We start from the raw sequence: 26,121 nt of genomic DNA, 5'->3' as shown, positions 1-26,121 counted from the left end.
CTGGGGCCGGGAAGCCCTACATCGGCAGCATGGACGCCGCGACAATCACGCTCACGCCTTCCGCCGCGCGGCGGGTGGCCTTCATCGCCGGAAAGCAGGGCAAGGCACCGATGCTGCGGTTGTCGGTCGAAGGGGGTGGCTGCTCCGGCTTCCAGTACCGCTTTGGCCTGGCCGAGAGCATCGAGGGTGACGACGCCGTGTCCGAAACCGATGGCGTCAAGCTGGTGGTCGATTCGGTCAGCCTCGATCTGGTTTCTGGCTGCGTGGTCGATTTCGTCGAATCCATGGGTGGCTCGATGTTCAAGGTGGAGAACCCGCAGGCAACCGCCGGTTGTGGTTGCGGCTCTTCCTTCGCCATCTGATGAAGATCGCCACTTTCAACATCAACGGCATCAAGGCCCGCCTGCCGCGCCTGCTGGAATGGCTCGACGAGGAACGCCCCTCAATCGCCTGCCTGCAGGAAATCAAGACGCAGGATGAAGGCTTTCCGGCCGAGGAGTTCGAAAAGATCGGCTACCAAGCGATCTGGCACGGGCAGAAAAGCTTTAACGGCGTGGCCATCCTTGCCGATGGCACAAAGCCCGTCGAGGTGATGCGCGGCCTGCCCGGCGATCCCGAGGACGAGCAGTCGCGCTATCTTGAGGCAGAGGTGTTCGGTCTGCGCGTCTGCTGCCTCTACCTGCCTAACGGCAATCCGCAGCCGGGCCCGAAGTTCGAATACAAGCTGGCCTGGATGAAGCGTCTGCAGGCGCGGATGCGGCAGGTGCTGGCAGAGGAGGTGCCCGCCATCGTGCTCGGCGATTTCAACGTCGTGCCGGAAGACAAGGACATCTGGTCTCCCCGGGCGCTTGCAGACGATGCGCTGATGCAGCCCGAATCACGCGATGCCTATGCCCGCATCCTTGCCGACGGCTGGACCGATGCGATCGACCGGCTCAACCCGCGCGGGGGCGTGTGGACCTTCTGGGATTACCAGGCCGGTGCCTGGCAGCGCGATCACGGCTTTCGCATCGACCACCTGCTGCTTTCGCCCGAACTGGCCGACCGGCTGGTGGCGGCCGGAGTCGACAAGCACCAGCGCAGCAAGGAAAAGGCGAGCGATCACGCACCGGCCTGGGTGCAGCTTCGCCCCGAATGAAAAAGGGCCGGAGTTACCCGGCCCTTTCGATCAGGTCTGATCGCCGCAATCAGCGATAGAACACGTGGTTGCCCAGCTTGCCGACACGGGCGAGGCGCCAGCCCGGCGCAACGCGGGCGGCATGGAAAAACAGCGCGCCTTCGACCGGGCTCTTCCACGAACCTTCGTGGGCGATCTGGGCGAGGGCAACGGCTTCCTTCCAGTCCTGCGACCCCTTGGCGATCGGAGGCATGCCGCCGCCGCGCACGAAAGAGAACTGCGAAGGCTGGTACACCACGCCGCAGTAGGAATCGGGGAAACGGCCCGAACGCGAACGGGCCACGACCACGCGGCCAACGGCCAGCTGGCCGATCAGCGGCTCGCTCTTCGCTTCGAAATAGATCGCACCGGCAAGGCAGGCGAGTTCGCGCGAAAGGGGGGCATTGGTGGCCTGACGGGCAACCAGGTCTTGCAGGGTGGCGGCGGTAACGGGTTCCTCATCGGCGGGCGCGTCGGTCGCGTCCTCGGCCGGGGATTCCATCGCTTCGCTGTCTGCGGGAATGGTCTGGGTTTGCGGATCGCTCGCCAGTACATCGGCATATGGCAGATCCTGCGCCTTTGCGGCGGCACCGATCGGGTCGGCGCTGATAAACGTAAATGCAAGCATTGCAGCCAGGGCAATCGACCCGGCCATTTTAACCTTACTCATTACTCAGTCTTTTTGTGCGGTTGGCGCGCCCGCACGAGACTGGAAGCCTGCAAAAAGAACCTTTTCAGGCTCTTGCCCTGCAGGCAACCGAGGAACTCGCCGGCTGCCCCCCGTCTGCGTGCCTGCCTTCCCGATCAGAAATACCCGGAAAAGCCGCCTGCGCAACGAAAGTGGCGGCGCTTTGTTTGTGCGGTGCAACAAAGTCAACCCGCAAAACCTGTCTATCGGATGAACCGTTCGCCTTCTGCGATGTCCAGTTCCACAATCCACAGGTCCGAATCCTGCTGTCTGCGACGATCAAGATAGGTGGTAAACGCTGCAGGATCAGCGGGATCCTCTTCGCGAGAGCAGGTCCAGCTGCGCGTGCCATCGGGCTGCGGCAATCGCTCCCAGGCGCGGAAATCCCTGCCCTTGTGGCAGGTGACGACCATGATCGTGCCCGCTTCCCAATCACCCCTGGCAAGGATCGTGGCAAATCCCCCGGCCGCTTCTGCACGGCGCATAAGCCCCGAAACCTCGATATGGACGGGCAGCCGCGCCTCGCCCATCAGGTGTGGTAGCCGGGCAGGGTGGACAGGGCGATGCGCGACCGCATGAAGGTGCCGGTTCCCCGTCCGATTTCCTCGCCTTCGCAATCGACCAGCCGCGCTTCTGCCACCAGGACGCGGCGCCTGCCGCTGATCCAGCGGCCTTCGGCGATCACCTTGCCCTTGCGCACCGGGCGGACAAAATGGAGATTGAACGAGGTGGTGAGGAGGAAACGGTCCGTCACCAGGGTGTTTGCCGCATAGAAGGCGGCATCATCGAGCATCTTGAAATAGACCGTGCCATGGGCAGCGCCAGCCGCGTGATAGCAGCGTTCATCGACATCGAATTCGATGCGTGCCGCACCCTCGCCGGTGATCGCAATACGCGAGGCAAACAGCGAATTGACCGGCGCGGAGGCGTAGAGATTCTCCAGGCAGCGCCAGTGCAGCTCGGCACCGGCCGGACCGGCCGCAGAGGTGTCAGGCGGCGTCGCGGTCGATGACATTGCTCAGCAGGCCGTAAAGCGCCTCTGCCCCGGGTGCCTGCGACAGCGCCTGGTGCATGCCTTCATCGCGCATCATGCGCGAGATGGCGGCGAGGGCGTGGAGATGCGCAGCCCCGGCGGTTTCCGGGGAAAGCAGGCCGAAAACCAGATCGACCGGCAGGCCGTCGGCAGCGTCGAAAGCCACCGGGCTTTCCAGCCGGAGGAAAGCGGCAACCGGACGCTGCAGGCCGGTGATCCGCGCATGCGGAATCGCCACGCCGCGCCCGAATCCGGTGCTGCCGAGCCGCTCACGCTCCTCGATTCGCTCAAGCAGGTGTCCGGCATCGAGGCCATAGACCCCGGCGAACCTGTCTGCGAGCTGCTGCAGGATCGCCGCCTTGCTGTCAGCGGAGATGGTCCCGACAGCTTCGGGCAAAAGGGTGAAAAGTGCGCTCATTTCAAATTAATGGCCCGTGTTACCGTATTCCGGGTGTGCAATGCGAAGGCTCCCCGTGAATCGGGGCCCGCTGCGCATGTCACTCCCGGAAATCCGCGACTAAACGCGTGTCAGGACGGTTCGACCCAGCCGATCGATCCATCGCCGCGGCGGTAAACCATATTATGCTTGCCGGTGCCAGCGTTTTTGAAAAGCAAGGCATTGGTGTTGCGCAGGTCAAGCATCATCACCGCATCGGAAACCGTGGCTTCCGGCACGTCGACCCGGGTTTCGGCGATGACCAGCGGGGCCTCGACGGTGATTTCCTCTGCCTCGGCCTCAGGCTCGGCGAAGACGACATAGGCGGCTTCCTCTTCCTGCCGCGCGTGGGCGGAAGCCTCGTGCCGGTCCTTGAGACGGCGCTTGTAGCGGCGAAGCTGCTTGTCGATCTTTTCCGCTGCCTGGTCCAATGCGGCATGGGCATCGTGCGCCACGGCGGCGCCCTTCAGGATCAGCCCCTGCATCACGTGAGTCACGATATCGCATCGGAAGGCCCCGGCCGGGGCCTTGTTGAACGTTACCTGGCTGGAAAGCGCGCGCGAGAAATACTTGCCGACGATGGCGTTCAGCCGATCGCTGGCATGCGTCTGAAGTGCTTCGCCAGTCGCAATCTGGTGCCCGGAAACGCGAAGATCCATAATTCCCTACTCCTGTATACGATCCGCCTGCGTCCCCCACAGCGGCGAAGGAAAACCCGCCATAAGGGTTGCATGGGCGGCAAGTTCCTCCGGACTGGCCGAATGGGGCCGGGCCGGACGGAAGGTGCGTTCGCGCACGATCACACTGACCGAGGCGACAAGGGTATCGGTGGTTTCGGCGGCAAGCTCGAGGCCGATCTGGCGGCCGCCGGTAAGCTCGACATAGACCTGTGCCAGCAGTTCGGCATCGAGCAGCGCGCCGTGCTTGGTACGATGGCTGCGATCGATGCCATAGCGGGTGCACAGCGCATCGAGCGAGTTCTTGGCCCCGGGATGGCGAACGCGCGCCAACGCCACGGTATCCACCATGCGGTCGCGTGAAAGCGGCTCAAGCCCGCATGCGGCAAGCTCCATGTTGACGAAGCCGAAGTCGAACCCCGCATTATGGGCAACCAGCGGGGAATCGCCGATGAATTCAAGGAATTCCTCCGCCCGCTCCACGAATTTGGGCTTGTCCGAAAGGAATGCGGCGGAAAGTCCGTGCACGGCTTCCGCCTGTGCCGGCATGTCGCGCTCGGGATTGAAATAGGCGTGGAACGTGCGTCCGGTGACGACCCGGTTCACCATCTCCACACATCCCAGTTCTACCAGCCGGTCTCCGCTTTGCGGATCGAGACCGGTGGTTTCGGTGTCGAAGATGATTTCGCGCATTGTCAGATTCATATCGGCCTGTGCGCGGCCATCCGCAAGAGTGCGACTCAGCTATTTTTGTCCAGAATTGAATGGACCAGCCGCTGCACCGCGTGGCGCGTCTCGGCGAGTGACACTCCGGTATCGATAACGAAGTCGGCGCGCTGGCGCTTTTCTGCGTCGGGCACCTGAAGGCCGAGGATTTTTTCGAACTTTTCCTCGGTCATTCCGGGCCGGGCAAGCACCCGCGCACGCTGCGCCTCGGGACCGGCGGAGACGACCAGAACGGCATCGACTCCGGCATTGCCGCCTTTTTCGAACAGCAGGGGTATGTCGAACACGACCAACGGTTCGTGGGCCATGTCCTTCAGGAACTGCGCCCGCATGGCCGCAACAGCGGGGTGGACGATCTTTTCCAGTCGCCGCAATTCCGCATCGTTGCCGAAAACCGCCGCGCCCAGCTTCTGGCGATCGACGCCTTGCGGCCCCGTGGTGCCGGGAAACGCCTCCTCGATCGGGCCGAGCAGCGCGCCGCCCGGACCCTGCAGTTCGTGCACCGCCTTGTCAGCATCGAAAACCGGCACGCCAAGCCCCTGGAACATGGCTGCAACGGCTGACTTGCCCATGCCGATGGAGCCGGTGAGGCCAAGGATGAAAGGCCGGGTCATGCCGTCAGCTTGCGCATCAGTTCGGCATCGCCGCTGGCTGGCGGGACCTTGCCGAAGAAGCGGGCAAATGCAGTGCGGGCCTGGCCGACAAGCATGGTCAGGCCGCCGACAGTTGCGCGCCCGGTCTGTGCCGCTGCCTTGAGGAAGCCGGTTTCGCGCGGGGCATAGACCATGTCGAACAGCAGGGCATCGCGCTGCATCTGGTCGATTTCCTCAAGCACAAAGCGTGGCATGGGGTCCTGCCCGGTCATGCCCAGCTGCGTGGTGTTGATCGCCAGTACTGCATCGTCGAAGGCAGAGGTGCCGCCAGAAAACGGCAGCAACCGGGCATCAAGCCCGCACTGTTCGATTGCCGCCCGCGCCTTTTCATGGTTGCGCGCCAGGACGCTGACCGAGCAACCGGCGCCGGCAAGGTGGAAAAAGGCGGCGCGGGCCGCTCCGCCGGCGCCAAGCACCACGACCTTGCGCCCGGCAAGGTCGAATCCGCGCAGGGCTTCGGCCACGCCGTCGACATCGGTGTTCGTGCCCACCAGCTGGCCGTCGGCATCGCGGAACACGGTATTGACCGCTCCCACCGCCTGGGCGCGCGGTTCAAGCCGGTCGAGCAAGGCGCCGACCTTTTCCTTGTGCGGAATGGTGACGTTGCAACCACGCCAGTCAGGATCAGCCCTGCGACGGGCGATATAGGCAGCAAGCTCCGACGCACTGACATGGCAGGCGCGATATTCGCCCGGGATGCCGAGCCGGGCGAGCCAGTTGCCGTGGATCACCGGGGATTTCGATTGGGAGATCGGATCGCCGATCACCTCGGCATAGGGCTGCGTCATGCCACTAGGACTCCCTCTTCGCGAAGCGCCGCCAGCACCTTGAGAAGCGGCATGCCCAGCACGGTGAACTGGTCCCCTTCGATCGCTTCGAACAGATGGGGTCCGCGCGCCTCGATGCGGAACACCCCGACGCAGCCCGAGACGGCTGGCCATTCGTGATCGAGGTAATCGGCGATGAACGCTTCCGACAGCGGGCGGACCTTCAGCCGGGCGACATCTGCGCCGCTCCACCGGAGCTGACCGTCACGCACCAGCGCTGCGGCGGAATGGAGCTGCATGGTGCGGCCGGAGAAATGCCTCAGGTGCTCGGCCGCTTCATCGCGGTCGCGCGGCTTGTCGAACCGCCTGCCCTCGACATCGACAAGCGAATCGCTGCCAAGGACGAGCGCTCCGGCATTGGCAGCGCTGCCGGCAATGGCCTTGGCCTCGGCAAGGGCAAGGGCGATGTTCCGGGGGGCCTCGCCAGCCAGCCCGGCTTCGAGCGCCCGCTCGTCGACATGGGCGGGGGCGGCGCGAAAGGGAACCCCGGCAGCATCGAGCATGGCCTTGCGCGAGGCGCTTTGCGAAGCGAGCACGATCATTCGTCGGTTGCCTCCTCACCGGCATCGGCCTCATGCCGTTCACCCATCAGGCGGATCACGGCGGCCGCCGTCTCCTCGATCGAGCGCCGGGTTACGTCGATCACCGGCCAGCCGTTATCGGCGAACATGCGGCGCGCATACTGCACTTCCTTGGCCACCCGATCGGTATCGACATAGGCGGTTTCCGGCGCCTGGTTGAGCGAGAGCAAGCGATTGCGCCGCACCTGGATCAGCCGGTCCGGTGCCGTTGTCAGGCCGACGACAAGCGGGCGCTTGAGAGAATAGAGCGCATCGGGCGGCGGGCTTTCGGGCACGACCGGGATATTGGCCACCTTGTAGCCACGGTTGGCAAGGTAGATCGAAGTCGGAGTCTTGGACGTTCGCGAGACGCCGGCAAGGACGATGTCCGCCTCTTCCCAGTCTTCATGACTGACACCGTCATCGTGGGCGATGGTGTAGTGGATGGCATCGACACGGTCGAAATAGGCTTCGTCCATCAGGTGCTGCCGGCCGGGCCGGGCCTTGGCCTGGACGCCCAGCATGTCTTCCAGGACGGCGGTTACGGCATCGAGCGCGGCCACAGACGGCAGGCCCAGCGCGCGGCAGCGGTCTTCCAGCCGGGCGCGCAGTTCCGGATTGACCAGGGTGAACAGCACCAGGCCGGGATGCGCCGCAATTTCGCCAAGGACACGGTCCAGGTGTTGCTGGCTTCGGACCATCGGCCAGAAATGGCGCGATACCTGAGCATCGTCGAACTGGGCGAGTGCGGCCTTGGCGACCATCTCCAGCGTTTCGCCGGTGGAATCCGACAGGAGGTGCAGGTGAAGCTTCGGCATCGCGGTGTTGGGACAGCCCTGTGGAAAGTCACCCGCATAAACCACGGGACAAGTCCGGTGACAACTTGGACCCGCCGATTCACCCCCGATCCGAGTCCTTCCATGCGCAGACTGTGGACAGGTGGAAAGGGCTTTCCCACAGGCTGGGGACAAGCGGGATAACTCGTCCTTGACGCGCGGTGCCCGCGATTCGGATATGCACGGCCTCTGTTCAGGCCGGGACAAATCGGGCAAGGGCGCGCTTGTGCCCGGTTTCCACAGGCCAACAACCTACAGAATCCGTATTCAAATATTCTATTATTTTGTTTGGAACCCGATCCGATGCCCGGACTCCTTCTCGATACCCTGCGCGGAACCAATGGCGATGCGAGGCCCGTTTGGTTCATGCGCCAGGCTGGACGCTACCTGCCGGAATACCGTGCGCTTCGTGCCGAAAAGGGCGGATTCTTGGCGCTTGTCTATGATAGTGACGCTGCTGCGGAGATCACCCTGCAGCCGATCCGCCGCTTCGGCTTTGACGGGGCGATCCTGTTTTCGGACATTCTCATCGTGCCCTATGCCATGGGACAGGACCTGCAGTTCCTGGCGGGCGAGGGGCCGCACCTTTCACCGCGGCTGGTCGATACCGCGCTAAGCTCGCTCAGTGCCGTGCCGACCCGCCTCGATCCGATTTACGAGACGGTTGCCAAGGTGAAGGCCGGACTCGGACCGGGACGGACGCTGCTTGGCTTTGCCGGCAGCCCCTGGACCGTTGCCACCTACATGGTTGCGGGCGAGGGCAGCCGCGACCAGCACGAAACGCGCGCGCTTGCCTATCGCGACCCGGCGGCAATGCAGGCGATCATCGATGCCATCGTCGAGGTGACGGTCGATTACCTTGCCGGCCAGGTCGCTGCCGGTGCCGAGGCGGTGCAGCTGTTCGATTCCTGGGCCGGCAGCCTTGCCCCGGCAGAGTTCGAACGCTGGGTGATTGCCCCCAATGCCGCCATCGTTTCGCAACTGCGCGCGCGCTGCCCCGGCGTGACGATCATCGGCTTTCCCAAGGGATCGGGTGAAAAGCTTCCCGCCTATGCGCGCGAGACCCGGGTCGATGCCCTGGCGCTCGACGAGACGATCGATCCGCTGTGGGCGCACCGCAACCTGCCTGAAGGCCTGCCCGTGCAGGGCAACATCGATCCCCTGCTGCTGCTTTCGGGCGGCGAGGAGATGGAACGGCAGGCGCTGCGCATTCTCGATGCCTTTGCCGGGCGGCCACACGTGTTCAACCTGGGGCATGGCATCGGCCAGACGACCCCGATCGAACATGTTTCGCAACTTCTTGGCGTTGTCAGGGGCTGGCGCAGGCCCTGATCTGCGCCTACATTCCATTCCATGCTCACGGTGCTCAGCATGACCTATTTTTGGCTCAAGGCCGGACACATCATCTTCGTGATTTTCTGGATGGCCGGGCTGTTCATGTTGCCGCGCTATTTCGTCTATCATCAGGAAGCCGCAGCGGATTCTCCCGAGAACGCCGTGTGGACCGATCGCGAGAGCAAGTTGCTGAAGATCATCCTGTGGCCGTCGATGATAATCGTCTGGCTGCTGGGGCTGTTGCTGGCAATCACGACCAATGCGTACAGTTTCGGCTGGTTTCACGCCAAGCTGCTGCTGGTCCTGGGCTTGACGGCCTATAACCTGTGGCTGGGCGGTTATCACAAGGCGCTGGCACGCGGCGAGCGACGGCTGACCGGACGCAACCTCAGGATGCTCAACGAGATCCCCGGAATCGCGGCGGCCTTCATCGTCGTTCTGGTTGTCATTCGCCCGTTTTGATTGACTTGGCCCGGACCGGGGCATAGACCGCGCCTGTCCGGCATGGCTCGCGCCGCACGTTTCGCGAGCAGGTCTGCTTTCTCCAAGCCCCTTGACCGTCCGGCCAGCAATAACCCGATTTCTGGAATACAATCGCAATGCACCTGAAAGAACTCAAGAAGAAGTCCTCTGCCGAGCTGGTCGAAATGGCCGAGGAATACGGCGTCGAAGGCGCCAGCACCCTGCGCCGGCAAGACCTGATGTTCGCCATCCTCAAGGAAGTGGCGGAAGACGGCGAAGAGATCATGGGCCTGGGCACGATCGAAGTGCTGCCCGATGGCTTCGGCTTCCTGCGCAGCCCCGAAGCGAATTACCTTGCCGGTCCCGATGACATCTACGTCTCGCCGAACCAGGTCCGCAAATGGGGCCTGCGTACCGGCGATACCGTTGAAGGCGAGATCCGCGCGCCCAAGGACGGTGAACGCTATTTTGCCATCACCAAGCTTACCAAGGTCAACTTCGATGATCCCGAGGTGGTCCGCCACCGCGTAAACTTCGACAACCTGACCCCGCTCTATCCCGATGAGCGGCTGGTGCTCGATACCTCCGATCCGACGGTGAAGGACAAGTCCGCCCGCGTGATCGATCTCATCAGCCCGCAGGGCAAGGGCCAGCGAGCGCTGATCGTCGCGCCGCCGCGCACCGGCAAGACCGTGCTGTTGCAGAACATCGCCAAGGCCATCACCGACAACCATCCGGAAGTGTTCCTGCTCGTCCTGCTGGTCGACGAACGCCCCGAGGAAGTCACCGACATGCAGCGTTCGGTAAAGGGCGAGGTGATCTCCTCGACCTTTGACGAACCGGCCACGCGCCATGTCCAAGTCGCTGAAATGGTTATCGAAAAGGCAAAGCGCCTGGTCGAGCACAAGCGCGACGTGGTCATCCTTCTCGACTCGATCACCCGCCTTGGCCGTGCCTACAACACGGTGGTGCCCAGCTCGGGCAAGGTGCTGACCGGCGGTGTCGACGCCAATGCCCTGCAGCGGCCGAAGCGCTTCTTCGGTGCGGCGCGCAACATCGAGGAAGGCGGTTCGCTTTCGATCATCGCCACGGCCCTGATCGATACCGGCAGCCGCATGGACGAAGTCATCTTCGAAGAGTTCAAGGGCACCGGTAACTCGGAAATCGTCCTTGACCGCAAGGTTGCCGACAAGCGCATCTTCCCGGCGCTCGATGTCGGCAAGAGCGGCACCCGCAAGGAAGAGCTGCTTGTCCCGAAGGACCAGCTCTCCAAGATGTGGGTCCTACGCCGCATCCTCATGCAGATGGGCACGGTCGATGCGATGGAGTTCCTGCTCGACAAGATGAAGGACTCGAAGACCAACGAGGACTTCTTTGCCACGATGAACCAGTAAGGCCGGTACGGTGGCAGGACCTTCGGACGCGCACCGGGCGATTTCCGAAGGGCTTGCCGCCTTGCAGGCCCGAGATCCGGCCCGTGCGGCAGCACTCCTGCGCGATGCTGCTGCCAGTGCCGGCGAGGATTTCCCGTGGATGGCCCTGGGCAATGCCGAGCTGGCGCTTGGCAACCTGGATGCTGCGGAAACCGCAATTGACCGCGAGCTGAAGCGTGACACCCGTGACGTAGGCGCACTGCTCGTCAAAGGCCACCTGCGCGAGCGACTGGGCGATCCTCGCGCCGCATCGAGTTTTTACCAGGCCGCTGCCAACCAGGCTGCAGCCGGTTCCCCGGTCCCGCCTCCGCTAGCCGGCCTGCTGACTCACGGGCAGCGCTTCATCGCAGCCCTGCAAGGCGATTACGGCGCGCACCTGCGGGAGGTAGTCGGGGATGTGCTTTCGCCCGCCATGCGCGAGGCGATCGACCTGCTTACCGGCAAGTCGCAGGTCTATCTGCAACATCCATCGGTATTCTACTACCCCGGCCTGCCGCAGAAGTGGTTTTACGAGACTGCGGATTTTCCCTGGCTAGAGCCCATGCTTGATCTCTCGCCCGCCATGCGCAACGAATATCTGGCGCGGGTGGAATCCGGGTTTGAACCTTATGTCCAGCACCGGGCCAATCGCCCCGCGCCGAACAACCCGCTGCTCGGCAAGATGGACTGGAGTGCGCATTACTTCTGGCAGGATGGCAGCCTGGTTGAAGGCAATGCCGCCGCCTGCCCGGCAACGATGCAGGCGCTGGGCCACGCGCCACTGCCGCATGTTCCGGGTCGTGCCCCCAATGCGCTGTGGTCTCGCCTGCTGCCGGGCGCGCGCATTGCACCGCATTACGGCATGCTCAACACCCGGCTGATCTGCCATGTACCGGTCAAGACCGCGCCGGGCTGCTCGCTTCGGGTTGGCAATGATCGCCGCGAATGGACCGATGGCACGGCTTTCGTATTCGACGATTCGATCGAGCATGAAGCTTTCAACACCGGCCCGGAGAGCCGGGTGATCCTGCTGTTCGAAATCTGGCGGCCGGAGATTCCGCCTGAGGATCGCGAGGCGATCGCCCGGATTTTCCAGGCGATCGACTCGTTCGGTATCAATTAGTCTGGCCGATCAGGCGAGGTTGGCGGCGAAGAACTTGTCCGTCCGCTGGTCGGCAAGCTGTGCGGCAATGTCATTGCGACGCACCCCGTGCTCGGCGGCAAATCCGTGGTCGAGCCCTTCATAATCGTGAATTGTCACGTGCGGATTGCCATCCAGCCCCTCGTGCATCGCCTTCTGGGCTTCGGGGGGGACAAAGCCATCGGCCGTCGGCACGTGCAGCATCAGCGGCTTGGCAATGGCGTGTGACTCGTTCAGCATCTGGTCGATGCCGACGCCGTAATAGCCGACCGATGCATCGATGTCGGTGCGGGTCGCCGCCTGGTAGGCTACCTTGCCACCCATGCAGAAACCGACGAGGCCGACCTTGGCCACGCCTTCGACATTGCGGATCCAGCGAATCGTCGCTTCGACGTCGCGGATGCCGGCGTCGAAATCGTGTGCCATCATGTGGCGGATAGCCTGCTGAAATTCCTCGGGCACGTCCGAATCGAGATCGATGCCTTCGGCCTGGCGCCAGAAGACCTCGGGAGCGACCGCGAGATAGCCCTTGCTTGCCCAGTCATCCGCCTTCTTGCGGATGCCGGGATTCACGCCGAACACTTCCTGCACCACGATGATCGCGGCGCGCGGGGTGCCGGCGGGACGGGCGACATAGGCGGGGAAGCTCTTGTCGCCTTCGAAAGTGGGGATGCGAACGGACTCGCCCATCGTATTTCTCCTTGGATTCGGCGCTTTGGCCTCCTTTGGCGCGGTGCAAGGCCATTGCCAAGAGCCGCTTGCCTGCCCACATAAACACCAGAGCGCCAGAATCGGCGCATCGGAGAACGGCCATGAAGGTTCATGTGGAGGTGGATTGCACTCCCGAGGAGGCGCGCCGCTTCCTTGGACTGCCCGATGTCGCCAAGGCGAACGACGTTTATGTCGATGCCGTTGCCAAGGCGATGCAAGGCGTCGGCGATCTGGAAAAGCTGCAATCGATGGCCAAGCAGATTGCACCGATGGGCGAGATTGGCCTGAAGCTGTTCCAGCAGTTCATGGATGCCGGCACGGCCGGCAGCAAGAAGAAGGATGGCGGCACCTGACCGCCGGTAAGCGATGAGCGACACGATCTTTGCCTTGTCCAGCGGTTCGCCGCCCGCCGCCATCGGCGTCGTCCGGGTGACCGGCCCCGGTGCGGGCAATGCCTTGCGCTCGCTGACCGGAACGATGCCGGAACCGCGCCGCGCCGGAACCGCGCGCCTGATCGACGGGGAGGGCGAGGAGATCGATCACGCCCTCGTCCTGTGGATGCCAGGACCGAATACGGCGACGGGTGAGGACGTGGCGGAGTTTCACGTACACGGCGGTCGTGCAGTCGTCGCTGCACTTGAATCCGCTCTGGGCGACCTGCCGGGGCTGCGGCTGGCGGAGCCGGGCGAGTTCACCCGGCGCGCCTTTGCCAATGGCCGGATCGACCTTGCCGAAGCCGAAGGCCTGGCCGACCTGCTGTCCGCCGAGACGGAATTGCAGCGGCGCAGCGCGGTTGCCATGGCCGGCGGCAGCTTCTCCCGCGTAATCGACTCCTGGCGCGAGCGGCTCCTGATGGTCTCCGCCAGCCTTGAGGCTGTGCTCGATTTTTCGGACGAGGACGATGTCGCCCTGCTGCCGCCGGAGTTTCCGCGCGAGATCGAGGGCTTGCAGGCGGAGATCGGGCAGTGGCTGTCACGGCCCCGCGCCGAGACCCTGCGCGAAGGTTTCCGGGTCGTCATCGCTGGCCCGCCGAATCTTGGAAAAAGCACTCTATTCAATGCTTTGGTTGAATCCGATGCCGCGATTACCACACCCATTGCCGGAACCACTCGCGATGTCCTGACCCGGCCGGTGGCGATCGAGGGCATTCCATTCCTGTTTGCCGATACGGCCGGCCTTCACGATGCCGTCGATGACGAGATCGAGGCAATCGGTATTGAGCGCGCCATGGAGGCACTCGACCGGGCGGACCTGGTGCTGTGGCTCGGGCCGGAAGGAATGGGCCCGGAAGGTGCCTGGGACATTGCTTCGCAGATCGACCGCGAAGATGCCCTCGGCAAGAGCAATCCCCGCCACTGCATCTCGGCGCGCACGGGTGAGGGAATGGATGCGCTGCGGCAGGATCTCGTTGCAACAGCGCGGAAGGCCTTGCCGTTGCCCGGCGAAGCGGCGCTGAACGAACGCCAGCATCGCCTGCTCACCCAGGCGGCCCGCTCGCTCGGTGAGGCGCGGCATGAAGCGGATCCGCTGCTGGCAGCCGAAGGCCTGCGGCAGGCCCGGCTTGCCTTCGATTCCTTGCTTGGTCGTACCACGACCGAAGACATGCTCGATGCCCTGTTCGGTAGGTTTTGCATCGGCAAGTGAGTTGTTCCACGTGAAACACCGCCGCTTTGACCGCGGGGACAGGCGCGGCTAAACGGGCTGCTTCATGCATCGGTTCGACATCATCGTCATCGGCGGAGGACACGCCGGGGTTGAGGCAGCTGCCGTGGCTGCCCGCATGGGCGCGCGCGTAGCGCTCGTTTCTTTCGACCTCGACCAGATCGGGGCCATGAGCTGCAATCCCGCGATTGGCGGACTCGGCAAGGGACACCTGGTCCGCGAGGTCGATGCCTTCGACGGCATCATTGCCCGCGCCGCCGATGCCGGGGCGATCCATTACCGCATGCTCAACCGCTCGAAGGGGTCGGCAGTGCAGGGACCGCGCGTCCAGACCGATCGCAAGCGATTCAAGGCTGCCGTCCAGGCTCTGCTCCGCCAGCAGGGCGATCTGGTGCAGGTCGCCGGAGAAGCAGCGGCGCTGCACTTCGACCGGGGCAGGGTAACCGGAATCGATCTTGCTGACGGGACCCGGCTGGAATGTGCGGCGGTGATCCTGTGTACCGGCACCTTCCTCGGCGGCACCTTGTTTCGCGGCGAGGAACGTATTGTCGGTGGCCGGATCGGCGAGGCTTCGGCGCAGGTGCTTGCTGCCCAACTGCGCGAAGCACAGTTGCCGATGGCCCGCTTGAAGACCGGCACGCCCCCCCGACTGGATGGCCGCACGATCGACTGGGCCAGCCTGGACGAACAGCCGAGCGACCCCGAACCGTGGACCATGTCGGCGATGGGGGAAGGGCGGGTCCTTCCGCAGGTCTTTTGTGCGATAACGCGGACCAATGAGGCGAGCCACGAGATCATCCGGGCCAACCTTCATCGTTCCCCGTTGTTCACCGGCGCCATCGGTGCATCCGGCCCCCGTTACTGCCCGTCCATCGAGGACAAGATCCACCGCTTTGCCGACCGCGATGGCCACCAGATCTTTCTCGAGCCCGAGGGCCTCGACACGCATCTGGTTTATCCGAACGGGATCAGCACCTCGTTGCCGGCCGATGTCCAGCTCGCGATGGTGCGGACGATGAAGGGGCTCGAAGCGGTCGAGATGGCGGTTCCGGGCTATGCCGTGGAATACGATCACATCGATCCACGCGCGCTGCGGACTAGCCTTGAGCTGCGCGACATTCCGGGCCTTTACTGTGCCGGACAGATCAATGGCACGACCGGCTACGAAGAGGCGGCGGCCCAGGGGCTGGTTGCAGGCATGCATGCTGCCGCTGCCGTGCTGGGCCGCGAACCGGCCGCGCTTGACCGGGCCAACAGCTACATGGCGGTGATGATTGACGACCTCACCCTGCATGGCGTGACCGAGCCTTACCGCATGCTCACCGCCCGTGCGGAGTATCGCCTGCGCCTCCGCGCGAACAATGCATCGAGCCGGCTTACCCCTCTCGCGATGGCGGCGGGTGCCGTCGGGGCGGAGCGAAAGCGCTGGTTCGAGAATCGGCTCTCGGCACGCGAGCAGTATGAGGCCGCGCTCGATGCGTCGGTCAGCTCCGCTGAGCTTGCCCGTGCAGGCCTGCCGGTCCGTCCGGATACGGGTCGCCTTCCTCTGCGCGAGTGGCTGCGCTTCGGCGGTATCGATCTCGAAACGCTTGGGCCATGGCTCGACGCCGATCTCCCGGACGATCCTGAGCTTGCGAGCGAGGTCGCCGAGGACGCGGCCTATGCTCCCTATCTTGCCCGTCAGGAGAGTGAGCTGCGAGACCTGCGCGCCAGCGAAGCTTTGCCGCTTGGCGATGCCTTTCCCTACGCCGAGATACCGGGGCTGTCGCGCGAGATGGTCGAACGCCTTTCGCGCGCCCGACCGGCCACATTGGCAGCTGCGGGCAGAGTCCCCGGAATCACCCCGGCCGCGCTTGCCGCCCTCCTGGTTCACGCGCGGCGGCGCGCGGCATGATCGCTGACGAGATTCAGGCGCGCGCCTATGTTGCCGCGCTTCCCGGTGTCGATGCCGCGGCGCTCGATCGGCTCGATCGACTGGCCGCTCTCCTGATCGAGGAAAACACCCGGCAGAACCTCGTCTCGGCAGCGAGTCTCGCCCAGGTCTGGCAGCGGCACATTGCCGACTCGGCGCAGTTGCTCACATATGTTTCACGTGAAACAGCAGGTCCGTGGCTGGACCTCGGCACGGGGGCCGGGTTCCCGGGACTCGCCGTGGCTTGCCTCCTGCCGGAAACCGAACTCCTGATGGTCGAATCGCGCGCGCGCCGAATCGAATGGCTCACGCGTGCTGCCGAATCGCTGGGTCTCGAAAACGCTCGGGTCCTTGGATCGCGACTGGAGCTCGTCGAAACACGTACCGTACGCACAATTTCGGCACGCGCTTTTGCACCGCTCGACAGATTGCTGGATCTTTCCGCGCGCTTTTCCACACCGGACACGATTTGGCTGTTGCCGAAAGGGCGGTCTGCACGGCAGGAATTGCAGGAGCTGACCGGCTGGGATCACATGTTCCACGTGGAACAATCGCTGACTGATGCCGATGCCGGCATTATTGTCGGTCGTGTCGCCGGGAAAACGCCCAAGTCGAAGGGAAAACGCAAGTGATAACCATCGCAGTGGCCAACCAGAAGGGCGGGGTGGGCAAGACCACGACCGCCATCAACATTGCAACGGCGATGGCAGCGATCGGCTGGAAAGTCCTGCTGATCGACCTCGATCCGCAGGGCAATGCCTCGACCGGCATCGGACTGGCCGCGCCGGATCGGCTCGCTTCGTCCTATGACGTTCTCGTCGATCAGGCACCCATTGCCGAATGTACGCAGCCGACGCGGATTCCCGGGCTCGATATCGTGCCGGCTACGGTCGACCTTTCAGGGGCGGAAGTGGAGCTCGTTGCGGTCGAGGAACGGGCTCACCGCCTGCGGCATGCGCTCGAGAATCATGTCGGCCACGACATTGTCCTGATCGACTGCCCGCCCTCGCTGGGCCTGCTCACGCTCAACGCCCTGGGTGCGGCGAATACCCTTCTGGTGCCCCTGCAGTGTGAATTCTTCGCGCTCGAAGGTCTCAGCCAGCTGCTCCAGACTGTCGAGCGGGTGCAGCAGCGGTTCAATCCCGGCCTGTCGATCCTGGGCGTGGCACTGACCATGTATGACCGGCGCAACCGCCTGACCGACCAGGTGAGCGAGGACGTGCGTTCTTGCCTGGGCAACCTTGTTTTCGAAACTGTCATTCCGCGCAATGTCCGCCTGTCGGAAGCGCCGAGCCACGGCCTGCCGGCGCTGGTTTACGATCACAACTGCACGGGCAGCCGCGCCTATATGGCGCTGGCGCGCGAACTGATCGCCCGCCTGCCCGAAAAGAGGAAAGCTGCATGAGCGACGATCCGGTAATCCGCATTTCGGTCAATCCGCCCACCGAAGGCGGCGGCGCGGCTCCGAAGCGCAAGATGACCGGCCTTGGCCGCGGCCTTGGCGCGCTGCTTGGCGAGACGCGCCGCGAGGAACCCTTGGTGAGCGGCGGCCCGGTGCAGACCGAAGGCACGGTTTCGTCCGTCACCGGGCTTGCCCAGCTTTCCATCGCCTCGATCGAGCCGCACCCTGAGCAGCCGCGTCGCCACTTCGATGAAGCCGCGCTTGAAGAGCTTGCCGCCTCGATTGCGGCACGTGGCGTTATCCAGCCGGTGATCGTGCGGCCGCTCCCCAACGGACGTTACCAGCTGGTTGCCGGTGAGCGGCGCTGGCGCGCGGCGCAAAAGGCGCAGCTGCACGAAATTCCGGCGCTGGTGCGCGACCTTTCCGAGCGCGATGTGATGGCACTTGCGCTGATCGAGAACTTGCAGCGCGAGGATCTTAATCCGGTTGAAGAGGCGCGGGCCTATCATCGGTTGGCCGATCAGGAAGGGCTGACCCAGGCGGAGATTGCCCGACTGGTCGACAAGTCGCGCAGCCATGTGGCCAATTTCCAGCGCCTGCTCCAGCTGCCCGATTCGGTGCTCGACATGGTCCAGCAGGGGGACCTTTCGATGGGGCATGCCCGTGCCCTGATCGGCACGGACAATGCTGCCGAGCTCGCCGAAACCATCGTTGCCAAGCAGCTGTCGGTGCGCGAGGTGGAAAAGCTGGTGCGCAAGCAGGCGCGGGGCAGCAGCGCACCGCGTCGCGCGCGCAGCGGCGCAACGGCTGCGGAGAATGCCGACATTGCCGCAGTCCAGGGCCATCTCGAGGAATTTCTCGGCCTGCCTGTGCGAATTCAGGCCGATGCCGATCCGCGTTCGGGCGCGGTAACCATTCGCTATCGCACGCTCGACCAGCTCGACCTTATCTGCCAGCGCCTGACCGGCGGCGGCATCTGACACGCCAAGGAAAAGAGCCCGAAGTCGCGCTGCGCAACTTCGGGCCCTTCGACCAACCTATAGAAAGTTTTACAAATCAGTGGATTACTGGCTGGTAACCCGCTTGTCGGGGACCATCCGCACCCGCTTGTCCGGTACGACGCGGACGCGCTTGTAGGTTGGCACGGACTTGTAGCGAACCTCGCGCACCTTGCGGTACACCGTGTCATAGGTGGTGACGTATTCGGTGGTCACGGTTTCCTTGCAATCGTGCTTGGCGTGCATGTGACCGTGGGCATGGCCCGGCATGGCCACCATGGCGACGGGGACCATCATGACCGGCGCCGCATAACCATAACCATAGCCATAGCCATAACCATAGCCCGGATATCCGGCCTGGCCGTAATTGGACTGGTTCTCCAGCATGGCCTCGCACTCGTCGCGATAGCGGCGGCCTTCGGCGCCGCGCTCGATCGCGGCACCCGCAACAGCGCCAAGCGCCGCTCCAGCCACGGTGCCGACGGCCTTGTCGCCGCGTCCGGCAACTTCACGACCGACTACGCCGCCGAGGACTCCGCCGACGACTGCGCCAGTCACGCCGCCGCGCTTGCCACTGCCGATCCGGCGACGGCATTCCGCCAGCCAGTCCTCGCGCTGGGCCATCCAGTTACCCTGCTGGGGACCCGGGCCATGCCAGCCACCATGCCCCGGCATGCCCGGCGGCGGAGGCGGCGCCGGTTCGTGCGCGAGGGCAGGCGAGGCGAAGGCGGCGGCGGATGCAGCGATCAAGGCAAGGGCGCTGAGGCGCATGGGTTGTTCCCCTGAATTTGACGGCAAGACGCCTTCGTCCTGCCCGTTAACCTGGAACTTACCATCGCAATCCGCATGAAACCAAGAGTTTGCCCGCAGCGAATGCAGGCCTGTCCCGAAACGGTGCATCTGGATGGACCGGCTTAACCGGTGACGTCCGGGTTGCGGGTCGCCCGTGCACCCCCTATCCATGCACCATGCGCTCGTTCCGAAAGATCATCCTCACCCTGGGTATCCTGGCCATCGTCATTGGCGGCATCTGGATATGGATTTCCCGCGGCAACCCCTCGAAGCTGCCCCTCGGCGCCACCGAAGGCGCCCAAGTGGAAATCCGCGCGCCCGAGGAGGAAACGATCCCGACCGTCGGTATCGCCACTCCGGTGGGCTGGGGGCCGAATGAAGCGCCAACCGCGGCGCACGGGCTTGCGGTCAATCGCTTTGCTGCCGGGCTCAACCACCCGCGCACCCTGCTGGTCCTTCCCAATGGCGACGTGCTGGTGGCGGAGACCGATCATCCGCAGGTTCCGGGCGAGGGCGGTGGCCTGTTCGGTGCCATCCAGCGCTTCTTCTGGAACAAGGCCGGGGCCGGCAACCCTTCGCCCAACCGCATCATCCTGCTGCGCGACGCCGATGGCGACGGTTCGGCCGAGGCGCGGTTCGTGCTGCGCGAGAAGGATCTCGATTCGCCTTCGGGCATGGCGCTGGTCGGCGGCAAGCTCTATGTCGCCAACCACAACGCCGTCCTCGCCTTCGATTTCGTCCCCGGCGCGACCGCCATTACCGGCAACCCGGCTAAGGTCATGGACCTGCCCGCCGGCGGCAACCACTGGATGCGCAACCTGCTGGCAAGCGCGGATGGCAGCAAGCTCTATGTCGCTGTCGGTTCGGCGTCCAACATTGGCGAGAACGGCATGGAAGCGGAAAAGGGCCGGGCCGCCATCTTCGAATATGACATCGCCACCGGTCGCAAGCGCCAGTACGGGGGCGGGCTGCGCAACCCCAACGGCATGGACTGGAGCCCGGTGACCGGCGAGCTGTGGACCGTGGTCAACGAGCGCGACATGCTCGGCCCCGATCTCGTGCCGGATTACCTGACGAACGTGCCCGTGGGCGCGGAATACGGCTGGCCCTGGTACTACTGGAAGAAGTACATCGACGAACGCGTCGAGGAACCCATGCCCGAATTTCTCGGCGAATATGTCCGCAAGCCGGAATTCGCCATGGGCGCCCACACCGCGCCGCTGGGCCTGCGCTTTGCCAATGAAGGCAACCGGCTGGGTTCCTTCTACAACAGCGGGGCTTTCATCGCCCGGCACGGATCATGGAATCGCAAGCCGCTGGTCGGCTATGACGTGGTTTTTGTGGTCTTCGACGAATGGGGCAATCCCAAGTCGCGCCCGGCCCCGGTGCTGACCGGGTTCCTGAAGGAGGGTAACAAGGCCCGCGGACGGCCCGTCTGGCTTGGCTTCGACAAGACCGGCGCGCTGCTGGTGACAGACGATCTTGGCGGCATGGTCTGGCGCGTAGTTTCGCCGGGTGCTGCCCCGCTGCCGAAGCCCAAGGCGGTCGAAACACCGAAGATGGCGCCGGTTCGCTCGATCGACTCGGCGACCGAAGCCCAGATTCGCCGCCAGATCGAAGAAGCACTCAGCAAGCAGTAACGCGTCAGAGCGTCCGGCCGGCGCGCCCTGCGAGTTCGGTCACATAGTGCCAGGCCACGCGTCCGGAGCGAGCGCCGCGACGCTTCGACCATTCCAGCGCGTCGCCTTCGTCGAAGGCAAGCCCCAGGCTTGCTGCATATCCCGATATGATCGCCAGGTAATCGTCCTGACTGCAGTTGTGGAAGCCGATGGAGAGGCCGAACCGGTCGGCAAGGGCCAGCCGGTCATCCACGGCATCGCGCGGGTTGATCGGGTCATCCTGCTCGCTCATGTGCCGGGCAACGATGGCGCGCCGGTTGGATGTGACAGCGATGCGGACATTGGCTGGCCGTGCCTCCACCCCGCCTTCCAGCCATGATCGCAGCTGGCGCGGGCCGGTGCTGTCGCCATCCTCGAAGCCCAGGTCATCGATATAGACGATGAAGCGACGCTCCTCGCGCCCCAGTTCGTTGAACAGGGCGGCAAGGCCCGAAAGGGCATCGGGGGCGACCTGGACAAGCGCAATCAAGTCGGGGGCATCGGATTGGGCAGCCCGGATCGCGGCCCGGATCAGTGCCGACTTGCCCATGCCGCGCGATCCCCACAACAGCATGTCATGCGCCGCATGCCCTGCCGCGTGGCGTGCGACATTCGACACCACCATGTCCTTCTGCAAGTCGATCCCGCGCAGCAGGTCAAGCGACGGAGCGTCGAGCCGTTCAACCGTGCGCGCGCCCGTTCCGTCCCACACATAGGCGGGGGCGGCCACCCAGGATGTGGCAGAAGTCTGTGCCGGGGCGAGCCTTTCCAGCGCGGTTGCAATTCGGGAGAGCAGTTCCTCCTGGCCTGACGTCATGATGCCAGCGACTCCGCGTCGAGCGCGTAAAGCAGCGCCGCACCGCCCATGGCAGAAGCCTTGAGCCCCGCAGCTTCGGGCACGAGGTGATCGAGGAACCAGCGGGTAACGACAGGCTTGGTTCGGGCAATCGTTCCGCCTTCAGCCGCAGCAACGCGCGACTGGCGCAGCAATTGCCAGCCAGCCACGGCAACCGCGCACATGGTCTGGAACGGCACCGAGCCGGCCAGACGGTCATCAAGGCTGGCAGAGCCGACCATCCATTCCCCCACCCCGGCACAATCGCGCGCCAGAGCGGCGAGGCCGGGCTCATCATGGGCATCGGCAGCAATCTCGGCCATCAGCCCGGCCAGCACTCCGCCGTTTTCCATTCCGAGCTTGCGGGTAACGAGATCGGCTGCCTGGATACCGTTCGTCCCTTCGTAGATCGGTGTGATGCGGGCATCGCGATACCATTGCGCGGCACCGGTTTCCTCGATGAAGCCCATGCCGCCGTGAATCTGCAGGCCAATGCTGACGACTTCGCAGCCGATATCGGTTCCCCACGACTTGATGAGCGGCACCAGCAGGTCTGCGCGCGCGCGGGCGGCCTGATCACCAAGGGCGGCACGGTCGATCTGGCCGCAGGCGTAGTAGAGCAGGGCGCGCGAACCTTCGGTCAGGGCCCGCATCCGCAGCACCATGCGCCGCACGTCGGGGTGCTCGATGATCGCAACCGGGTTCTTGTCCGGCGACCCGGCCCGGGCGGACTGCACGCGATCGCGCGCATAGGCCAGTGCCTTCTGAAGCGCACCCTCGGCCATCATCACGCCCTGCGCACCGACGTTGATCCGCGCCGAGTTCATCATCGTGAACATGCACTTGAGGCCTTCGTTCTCGGCCCCGATCAGTTCGCCGACGCAGGCGTCGTTGTCGCCATAGCTCATCACGCAGGTGGGCGAGGCGTGAATGCCCAGCTTGTGTTCCAGGCTCACCGCCTTCACGTCGTTGCGCGCACCCGGCGTGCCATCGGCGTTGAGGTGGAAGCGTGGCACGATGAACAGGCTGATCCCGCGCGATCCGGCAGGTGCCCCCGGCGTGCGCGCCAGCACGAGGTGGATGATGTTCTCTGCCAGCTCGTGTTCGCCCCAGGTGATGAAGATCTTGGTGCCCTTGATCAGGTACTTGCCGGCATGCTCGCCTTCGGTGATCGGGGTTGCCGTGGTGCGAAGGGCACCGACGTCGGAGCCTGCCTGTGGTTCGGTCAGGTTCATCGTGCCCGGCCATTCGCCGCTGATCAGCTTGGCAAGGTACGTTGCGCGCTGCTGGTCCGAGCCGTGCTTTTCGATTGCCTCGATCGCGCCGACGGTGAGCATGGGGAGCAGCGAAAAGGCCATGTTGGCCGTGCCGAGATTCTCCAGCACGCAGACTGCGAGGCTGAAGGGCAGGCCTTGCCCACCGAATTCCTCCGGCCCGGCAACCGCGTTCCAGCCCTGCTCGACATAGGCGCGATAGGCTTCGGCAAAGCCGGCGGGAAGGCGGACCACCCCGTCGACGAGCCGGGCACCTTCGGTATCCCCGATGCGATTGAGCGGGGCGAATTCGCCAGCGGCAAACTGGCCGATCCCTTCAACAATCGCGGCGACCATATCGGGACTGGCGGCGGCAAAGCGATCGAACTGCGCCAGCTCCTCGATGCCGGCGGAAACCTTGAGGGCAAAGGCCTGTTCGGCGGTGGGGGGCGTGTATGTCATCGGCGTGCCTCTGGCTTTCGCTTGGAATGTGCGCTGGCTTGCCTATAGCGCTGAACCATGAGCGGCAAGCGCAGGCCCGATATCCGACAGGTTGACGCTACGGCACTGGCTGCGGCGGCAGAGCTTCTGCGCGCGGGCAAGCTCGTCGCTGTGCCAACGGAGACGGTTTACGGCCTCGCCGCCCGGGCAGATAGCGAATCGGCGGTCGCCGCGATCTATCGGGCCAAGGGACGGCCGGACTTCAACCCCCTGATCGTGCATGTCCCCTCGCTGGAGGCGGCCGAGCGGATTGCCCTGTTCGACGATCGCGCCCGCAAGCTGGCCGAGGCGTTCTGGCCGGGCCCGCTGACCCTGGTCCTGCCCCTGCGCAAGGGAGCGACGATTGCGCCGGCGGTGACGGCGGGCCTGCCCACCGTGGCCCTGCGCTGTCCGGCTCATCCGGCGATGCACGCGCTGCTGGAAAGCTGCGGCCTGCCGCTGGCGGCGCCTTCTGCCAACCGTAGCGGGGCAGTCAGCCCGACGGCGGCAGACCACGTTGCTGCCAGTCTCGGTTCGGCGGTGGACATGGTGCTCGATGGCGGGGCCTGCGCCCGGGGGATCGAATCGACAATAGTTGCGCCGCGCGACTCTGGCTGGTCGCTCCTGCGGCCCGGACCGGTGACGGCGCAGCAGGTCGAAGCCGTAATCGGACCGGCCGGTGACGTCACGACGCCACGCGGAATCGAGGCACCCGGCCAGCTCGCCAGCCATTATGCACCCGGCAAACCGGTCCGGCTCAATGCCGAGAGCGCAGCAGCCGACGAGTTCCATATCGGTTTTGGCGATGTGGCGGGCCACACCAGCCTTTCGGCGGGCGGCGATCTCGCAGAGGCTGCGGCGCGGCTTTATGGATGCCTGCACGAGGCGGCGGGAGATGCGCATCCCCGGATCGCCGTCGCCCCCGTCCCGGATGAAGGCATCGGCGCGGCCATCAACGACCGGTTGCGCCGCGCCGCGGCCTGATCAGAACTTGCTGGCTTCCGGCGCAGGCGCTGCAGGTTCGTCACTCGCGGGTGTTGCCGGGCCACTCTCGCAGGTCAGCGTGCCCGAACCCACGGACTTTACCGTGCAGCGCGCGCGGCCTTTCACGGTGACCGATCCCGATCCCATGATCTTGGCCTTCACTTCACCGTCCGAGGCGAAGGCGGCGTTGCCCGAGCCCAGGATGTCCACCTCTGCCTTGTCGGTACGCAGGGCGGCAAGGTCGGCACTGCCGGAACCCATCACCTTGAGTTCAAGCTCCTTCACTGCGCCCGCGCCATGCATCGAACCCGATCCGAGCACGGCCAGTTCCAGCTTGTCGCCGGAAATGCCCTGGGCATCGACATCGCCTGATCCCATCAGGTTGACCTTGGCATCCCGATCAAGCGCGGCGGTCTCAATCCGGCCCGATCCCATCTGCGCGATTTCGCGCGGGGCGGGCATGGTGACGTTGACCGTCACGGCCGGGCCCCCGGTCCAGTCCTTGGTGCGCAGGATGGCGAGCGTGCCATCCTTGAGCGAGAAGCGCAGCTTTTCCGCCGAGGCAGGATCGCCGTCCACGGTGATCGCCAGCTTGTCACCCTGGCTGACCTTGACCGTATCCGGCCCGAACAGGGCCAGCTTGCGCGGTGCCTCGCCGCCAAGGTCCAGTTCCGACAGCTTCTTGCCGTCCTCGCCATTGATGGTGACACGGCCATCGCAGGCGGTAAGCGCCATTCCCATGGCAGCCATTGCCGCCAGCGGTGCGACAGTGCGGATGAATTTGCCGAAATGCATCGAGCTGCTCCCTTGCAGTGTGTGTTACCGATATAATACGGCAAGGTCACGCCTTCAAGGGGCAACGAAAAAGGGCCGCCTCCTGTACGAAAGCGGCCCCCCTCGGTGATTCTGAGATATGGCGTGGATCAGACCGCGGCAGTCTCGTAATACTTGGGCGCATGCTCGTTGAGGATCGCCAGGATCTTCTGCAGCGCGGCCGGTTCGTCGGTCTTTTCCATGGCGGCCAGTTCGCGGGCAAGGCGCGAGCTTGCCGCCTCGAAGATCTGGCGTTCGGAATAGGACTGTTCGGGCTGGTCATCGGCGCGGAACAGGTCGCGCGTCACTTCGGCGATCGACACGAGGTCGCCCGAATTGATCTTCGCTTCGTATTCCTGGGCGCGGCGCGACCACATGGTGCGCTTGACCTTGGGCTTGCCCTTCAGCGTATCGAGCGCTTCACGCAGGGTCTTGTCGGAAGACAGCTTGCGCATGCCGATCGCTTCGACCTTGTTCATCGGAACGCGCAGCGTCATGCGTTCCTTTTCGAAGCGCAGAACATAGAGTTCGAGCTTCATGCCGGCGATTTCCTGCTCCTGCAGTTCGATCACCCGGCCGACACCGTGCTTGGGATAAACGACGTAGTCACCAACATCGAAGGCGTTCGCCTTGGCCGACATCATGCGTCCTTTCATTCGGCAGCGGCGAAAACGGGGAT

At 64.5% G+C, this 26,121-nt stretch carries 30 protein-coding genes; 14 read left to right on the top strand and 16 right to left on the bottom strand.

Annotation, left to right across the window (positions count from 1 at the left end; translation table 11 throughout):
• The first annotated feature begins 29 nt into the window (after window positions 1-29).
• Together C0V78_RS10265 and xth are read left to right on the top strand one after the other, a co-directional pair.
• On the top strand, window positions 30-362 hold the full coding sequence (locus C0V78_RS10265; RefSeq protein ID WP_101797625.1) for an iron-sulfur cluster assembly accessory protein: 333 nt from the start codon (window positions 30-32) through the stop codon (window positions 360-362).
• Window positions 362-1,138: an exodeoxyribonuclease III gene (gene xth, locus C0V78_RS10260; RefSeq protein WP_101797624.1), complete on the top strand. Its 777-nt coding sequence runs from the start codon at window positions 362-364 to the stop codon at window positions 1,136-1,138. The genes C0V78_RS10265 and xth overlap by 1 nt, the downstream gene beginning before the upstream one ends.
• A gap of 49 nt (window positions 1,139-1,187) precedes the next feature.
• Here the strand turns inward: xth and C0V78_RS10255 are convergent, their stop codons facing one another.
• The 10 genes from C0V78_RS10255 to C0V78_RS10210 all read right to left on the bottom strand — a co-directional run bounded on the left by C0V78_RS10255 (window position 1,188) and on the right by C0V78_RS10210 (window position 7,574).
• Window positions 1,188-1,826, bottom strand: a complete 639-nt coding sequence (locus tag C0V78_RS10255) for a cell wall hydrolase (RefSeq protein ID WP_254049885.1) — start codon at window positions 1,824-1,826, stop codon at window positions 1,188-1,190.
• A gap of 221 nt (window positions 1,827-2,047) precedes the next feature.
• A complete protein-coding gene (locus C0V78_RS10250; RefSeq protein WP_101797622.1) occupies window positions 2,048-2,374 on the bottom strand; it encodes a DUF1491 family protein in 327 nt (108 codons plus the stop codon).
• Complete coding sequence (locus C0V78_RS10245; RefSeq protein WP_101797621.1) at window positions 2,374-2,859, bottom strand: PaaI family thioesterase; 486 nt, start codon at window positions 2,857-2,859, stop codon at window positions 2,374-2,376. Before C0V78_RS10245 ends, C0V78_RS10250 begins: the two co-directional genes overlap by 1 nt.
• Entirely contained in the window at window positions 2,834-3,295 is a 462-nt protein-coding gene (locus C0V78_RS10240) for a PTS sugar transporter subunit IIA (RefSeq protein ID WP_101797620.1), read from the bottom strand. The genes C0V78_RS10245 and C0V78_RS10240 overlap by 26 nt, the downstream gene beginning before the upstream one ends.
• A gap of 110 nt (window positions 3,296-3,405) precedes the next feature.
• Entirely contained in the window at window positions 3,406-3,972 is a 567-nt protein-coding gene (gene hpf, locus C0V78_RS10235; protein WP_101797619.1) for a ribosome hibernation-promoting factor, HPF/YfiA family, read from the bottom strand.
• 6 nt (window positions 3,973-3,978) lie between these two features.
• On the bottom strand, window positions 3,979-4,683 hold the full coding sequence (dnaQ, locus tag C0V78_RS10230) for a DNA polymerase III subunit epsilon (RefSeq protein ID WP_101798311.1): 705 nt from the start codon (window positions 4,681-4,683) through the stop codon (window positions 3,979-3,981).
• 47 nt (window positions 4,684-4,730) lie between these two features.
• Window positions 4,731-5,330 (bottom strand): dephospho-CoA kinase, encoded by a 600-nt coding sequence (gene coaE, locus C0V78_RS10225; protein ID WP_101797618.1) that lies wholly within the window; start codon window positions 5,328-5,330, stop codon window positions 4,731-4,733.
• Window positions 5,327-6,157 carry a shikimate dehydrogenase gene (locus C0V78_RS10220; RefSeq protein WP_101797617.1) on the bottom strand — a complete coding sequence of 277 codons (831 nt, stop codon included), beginning with the start codon at window positions 6,155-6,157 and terminating at the stop codon, window positions 5,327-5,329. Before C0V78_RS10220 ends, coaE begins: the two co-directional genes overlap by 4 nt.
• The gene (locus tag C0V78_RS10215; protein WP_101797616.1) at window positions 6,154-6,738 is read right to left on the bottom strand and encodes a nucleoside triphosphate pyrophosphatase; all 585 of its coding nucleotides are present in this window, start codon (window positions 6,736-6,738) and stop codon (window positions 6,154-6,156) included. Before C0V78_RS10215 ends, C0V78_RS10220 begins: the two co-directional genes overlap by 4 nt.
• The gene (locus C0V78_RS10210) at window positions 6,735-7,574 is read right to left on the bottom strand and encodes a pyruvate, water dikinase regulatory protein (protein ID WP_101797615.1); all 840 of its coding nucleotides are present in this window, start codon (window positions 7,572-7,574) and stop codon (window positions 6,735-6,737) included. Before C0V78_RS10210 ends, C0V78_RS10215 begins: the two co-directional genes overlap by 4 nt.
• Window positions 7,575-7,895: 321 nt before the next feature.
• Between C0V78_RS10210 and hemE the strand changes: the two genes are divergently transcribed.
• From hemE to C0V78_RS10190, 4 genes are all read left to right on the top strand, one after another.
• Window positions 7,896-8,924: a uroporphyrinogen decarboxylase gene (gene hemE / locus C0V78_RS10205; protein WP_101798310.1), complete on the top strand. Its 1,029-nt coding sequence runs from the start codon at window positions 7,896-7,898 to the stop codon at window positions 8,922-8,924.
• 39 nt (window positions 8,925-8,963) lie between these two features.
• Window positions 8,964-9,389: a CopD family protein gene (locus C0V78_RS10200; protein ID WP_371514435.1), complete on the top strand. Its 426-nt coding sequence runs from the start codon at window positions 8,964-8,966 to the stop codon at window positions 9,387-9,389.
• A 137-nt stretch (window positions 9,390-9,526) separates the two neighbouring features.
• Window positions 9,527-10,783: a transcription termination factor Rho gene (gene rho / locus C0V78_RS10195; RefSeq protein WP_101797613.1), complete on the top strand. Its 1,257-nt coding sequence runs from the start codon at window positions 9,527-9,529 to the stop codon at window positions 10,781-10,783.
• A gap of 10 nt (window positions 10,784-10,793) precedes the next feature.
• Window positions 10,794-11,924, top strand: coding sequence for an aspartyl/asparaginyl beta-hydroxylase domain-containing protein (locus tag C0V78_RS10190; protein ID WP_254049884.1), 1,131 nt, complete (start codon window positions 10,794-10,796; stop codon window positions 11,922-11,924).
• Between the two features lie 9 nt (window positions 11,925-11,933).
• Here C0V78_RS10190 and C0V78_RS10185 read toward each other — a convergent pair whose 3' ends face one another.
• Window positions 11,934-12,632 carry a dienelactone hydrolase family protein gene (locus C0V78_RS10185; protein WP_101797612.1) on the bottom strand — a complete coding sequence of 233 codons (699 nt, stop codon included), beginning with the start codon at window positions 12,630-12,632 and terminating at the stop codon, window positions 11,934-11,936.
• A 122-nt stretch (window positions 12,633-12,754) separates the two neighbouring features.
• Here C0V78_RS10185 and C0V78_RS10180 point away from each other — a divergent pair, with 122 nt between their 5' ends.
• The 6 genes from C0V78_RS10180 (at window position 12,755) to C0V78_RS10155 (ending at window position 18,609) form a co-directional block, all read left to right on the top strand.
• Complete coding sequence (locus C0V78_RS10180; RefSeq protein WP_101797611.1) at window positions 12,755-13,006, top strand: DUF6489 family protein; 252 nt, start codon at window positions 12,755-12,757, stop codon at window positions 13,004-13,006.
• 13 nt (window positions 13,007-13,019) lie between these two features.
• A complete protein-coding gene (gene mnmE, locus C0V78_RS10175) occupies window positions 13,020-14,297 on the top strand; it encodes a tRNA uridine-5-carboxymethylaminomethyl(34) synthesis GTPase MnmE (RefSeq protein ID WP_101797610.1) in 1,278 nt (425 codons plus the stop codon).
• Between the two features lie 64 nt (window positions 14,298-14,361).
• Entirely contained in the window at window positions 14,362-16,209 is a 1,848-nt protein-coding gene (gene mnmG / locus C0V78_RS10170) for a tRNA uridine-5-carboxymethylaminomethyl(34) synthesis enzyme MnmG (RefSeq protein ID WP_101797609.1), read from the top strand.
• On the top strand, window positions 16,206-16,859 hold the full coding sequence (gene rsmG, locus C0V78_RS10165) for a 16S rRNA (guanine(527)-N(7))-methyltransferase RsmG (protein ID WP_101797608.1): 654 nt from the start codon (window positions 16,206-16,208) through the stop codon (window positions 16,857-16,859). The genes mnmG and rsmG overlap by 4 nt, the downstream gene beginning before the upstream one ends.
• Window positions 16,856-17,632: a ParA family protein gene (locus tag C0V78_RS10160; RefSeq protein ID WP_101797607.1), complete on the top strand. Its 777-nt coding sequence runs from the start codon at window positions 16,856-16,858 to the stop codon at window positions 17,630-17,632. The genes rsmG and C0V78_RS10160 overlap by 4 nt, the downstream gene beginning before the upstream one ends.
• Complete coding sequence (locus C0V78_RS10155; protein WP_101797606.1) at window positions 17,629-18,609, top strand: ParB/RepB/Spo0J family partition protein; 981 nt, start codon at window positions 17,629-17,631, stop codon at window positions 18,607-18,609. Before C0V78_RS10160 ends, C0V78_RS10155 begins: the two co-directional genes overlap by 4 nt.
• Before the next feature lie 84 nt (window positions 18,610-18,693).
• Here C0V78_RS10155 and C0V78_RS10150 read toward each other — a convergent pair whose 3' ends face one another.
• A complete protein-coding gene (locus C0V78_RS10150) occupies window positions 18,694-19,398 on the bottom strand; it encodes a glycine zipper 2TM domain-containing protein (RefSeq protein ID WP_101797605.1) in 705 nt (234 codons plus the stop codon).
• 197 nt (window positions 19,399-19,595) lie between these two features.
• On the opposite strand from C0V78_RS10150, the gene C0V78_RS10145 reads away from it, so the two are divergent.
• On the top strand, window positions 19,596-21,059 hold the full coding sequence (locus C0V78_RS10145) for a sorbosone dehydrogenase family protein (protein WP_101797604.1): 1,464 nt from the start codon (window positions 19,596-19,598) through the stop codon (window positions 21,057-21,059).
• Between the two features lie 4 nt (window positions 21,060-21,063).
• Here C0V78_RS10145 and C0V78_RS10140 read toward each other — a convergent pair whose 3' ends face one another.
• On the bottom strand, window positions 21,064-21,894 hold the full coding sequence (locus C0V78_RS10140) for a DUF815 domain-containing protein (protein WP_101797603.1): 831 nt from the start codon (window positions 21,892-21,894) through the stop codon (window positions 21,064-21,066).
• Window positions 21,891-23,627, bottom strand: coding sequence for an acyl-CoA dehydrogenase (locus tag C0V78_RS10135; RefSeq protein ID WP_101797602.1), 1,737 nt, complete (start codon window positions 23,625-23,627; stop codon window positions 21,891-21,893). The genes C0V78_RS10140 and C0V78_RS10135 overlap by 4 nt, the downstream gene beginning before the upstream one ends.
• A gap of 57 nt (window positions 23,628-23,684) precedes the next feature.
• On the opposite strand from C0V78_RS10135, the gene C0V78_RS10130 reads away from it, so the two are divergent.
• The gene (locus C0V78_RS10130; protein WP_101797601.1) at window positions 23,685-24,629 is read left to right on the top strand and encodes an L-threonylcarbamoyladenylate synthase; all 945 of its coding nucleotides are present in this window, start codon (window positions 23,685-23,687) and stop codon (window positions 24,627-24,629) included.
• Here C0V78_RS10130 and C0V78_RS10125 read toward each other — a convergent pair whose 3' ends face one another.
• Both C0V78_RS10125 and C0V78_RS10120 read right to left on the bottom strand, forming a co-directional pair.
• Window positions 24,630-25,424 carry a head GIN domain-containing protein gene (locus C0V78_RS10125; protein WP_101797600.1) on the bottom strand — a complete coding sequence of 265 codons (795 nt, stop codon included), beginning with the start codon at window positions 25,422-25,424 and terminating at the stop codon, window positions 24,630-24,632.
• 128 nt (window positions 25,425-25,552) lie between these two features.
• A complete protein-coding gene (locus tag C0V78_RS10120; RefSeq protein WP_101798308.1) occupies window positions 25,553-26,083 on the bottom strand; it encodes a CarD family transcriptional regulator in 531 nt (176 codons plus the stop codon).
• Between the last annotated feature and the right edge of the window lie 38 nt (window positions 26,084-26,121).

Source organism: Novosphingobium sp. TH158 (assembly GCF_002855555.1).
Taxonomy (GTDB): domain Bacteria; phylum Pseudomonadota; class Alphaproteobacteria; order Sphingomonadales; family Sphingomonadaceae; genus Novosphingobium.
Note: the sequence above shows the minus strand (reverse complement) of the source record. Positions and strands in the feature narration are given on the sequence as shown.

Coding starts and splice junctions, on each gene's coding strand:
- C0V78_RS10265 (WP_101797625.1), top strand. CDS start 30: ATGGACGCCGCGACAATCACGCTCACGCCTTCCGCCGCGCGGCGGGTG.
- xth (WP_101797624.1), top strand. CDS start 362: ATGAAGATCGCCACTTTCAACATCAACGGCATCAAGGCCCGCCTGCCG.
- C0V78_RS10255 (WP_254049885.1), bottom strand. CDS start 1,826: ATGAGTAAGGTTAAAATGGCCGGGTCGATTGCCCTGGCTGCAATGCTT.
- C0V78_RS10250 (WP_101797622.1), bottom strand. CDS start 2,374: ATGGGCGAGGCGCGGCTGCCCGTCCATATCGAGGTTTCGGGGCTTATG.
- C0V78_RS10245 (WP_101797621.1), bottom strand. CDS start 2,859: ATGTCATCGACCGCGACGCCGCCTGACACCTCTGCGGCCGGTCCGGCC.
- C0V78_RS10240 (WP_101797620.1), bottom strand. CDS start 3,295: ATGAGCGCACTTTTCACCCTTTTGCCCGAAGCTGTCGGGACCATCTCC.
- hpf (WP_101797619.1), bottom strand. CDS start 3,972: ATGGATCTTCGCGTTTCCGGGCACCAGATTGCGACTGGCGAAGCACTT.
- dnaQ (WP_101798311.1), bottom strand. CDS start 4,683: ATGCGCGAAATCATCTTCGACACCGAAACCACCGGTCTCGATCCGCAA.
- coaE (WP_101797618.1), bottom strand. CDS start 5,330: ATGACCCGGCCTTTCATCCTTGGCCTCACCGGCTCCATCGGCATGGGC.
- C0V78_RS10220 (WP_101797617.1), bottom strand. CDS start 6,157: ATGACGCAGCCCTATGCCGAGGTGATCGGCGATCCGATCTCCCAATCG.
- C0V78_RS10215 (WP_101797616.1), bottom strand. CDS start 6,738: ATGATCGTGCTCGCTTCGCAAAGCGCCTCGCGCAAGGCCATGCTCGAT.
- C0V78_RS10210 (WP_101797615.1), bottom strand. CDS start 7,574: ATGCCGAAGCTTCACCTGCACCTCCTGTCGGATTCCACCGGCGAAACG.
- hemE (WP_101798310.1), top strand. CDS start 7,896: ATGCCCGGACTCCTTCTCGATACCCTGCGCGGAACCAATGGCGATGCG.
- C0V78_RS10200 (WP_371514435.1), top strand. CDS start 8,964: ATGACCTATTTTTGGCTCAAGGCCGGACACATCATCTTCGTGATTTTC.
- rho (WP_101797613.1), top strand. CDS start 9,527: ATGCACCTGAAAGAACTCAAGAAGAAGTCCTCTGCCGAGCTGGTCGAA.
- C0V78_RS10185 (WP_101797612.1), bottom strand. CDS start 12,632: ATGGGCGAGTCCGTTCGCATCCCCACTTTCGAAGGCGACAAGAGCTTC.
- C0V78_RS10180 (WP_101797611.1), top strand. CDS start 12,755: ATGAAGGTTCATGTGGAGGTGGATTGCACTCCCGAGGAGGCGCGCCGC.
- mnmE (WP_101797610.1), top strand. CDS start 13,020: ATGAGCGACACGATCTTTGCCTTGTCCAGCGGTTCGCCGCCCGCCGCC.
- mnmG (WP_101797609.1), top strand. CDS start 14,362: ATGCATCGGTTCGACATCATCGTCATCGGCGGAGGACACGCCGGGGTT.
- rsmG (WP_101797608.1), top strand. CDS start 16,206: ATGATCGCTGACGAGATTCAGGCGCGCGCCTATGTTGCCGCGCTTCCC.
- C0V78_RS10155 (WP_101797606.1), top strand. CDS start 17,629: ATGAGCGACGATCCGGTAATCCGCATTTCGGTCAATCCGCCCACCGAA.
- C0V78_RS10150 (WP_101797605.1), bottom strand. CDS start 19,398: ATGCGCCTCAGCGCCCTTGCCTTGATCGCTGCATCCGCCGCCGCCTTC.
- C0V78_RS10145 (WP_101797604.1), top strand. CDS start 19,596: ATGCGCTCGTTCCGAAAGATCATCCTCACCCTGGGTATCCTGGCCATC.
- C0V78_RS10140 (WP_101797603.1), bottom strand. CDS start 21,894: ATGACGTCAGGCCAGGAGGAACTGCTCTCCCGAATTGCAACCGCGCTG.
- C0V78_RS10135 (WP_101797602.1), bottom strand. CDS start 23,627: ATGACATACACGCCCCCCACCGCCGAACAGGCCTTTGCCCTCAAGGTT.
- C0V78_RS10130 (WP_101797601.1), top strand. CDS start 23,685: ATGAGCGGCAAGCGCAGGCCCGATATCCGACAGGTTGACGCTACGGCA.
- C0V78_RS10125 (WP_101797600.1), bottom strand. CDS start 25,424: ATGCATTTCGGCAAATTCATCCGCACTGTCGCACCGCTGGCGGCAATG.
- C0V78_RS10120 (WP_101798308.1), bottom strand. CDS start 26,083: ATGTCGGCCAAGGCGAACGCCTTCGATGTTGGTGACTACGTCGTTTAT.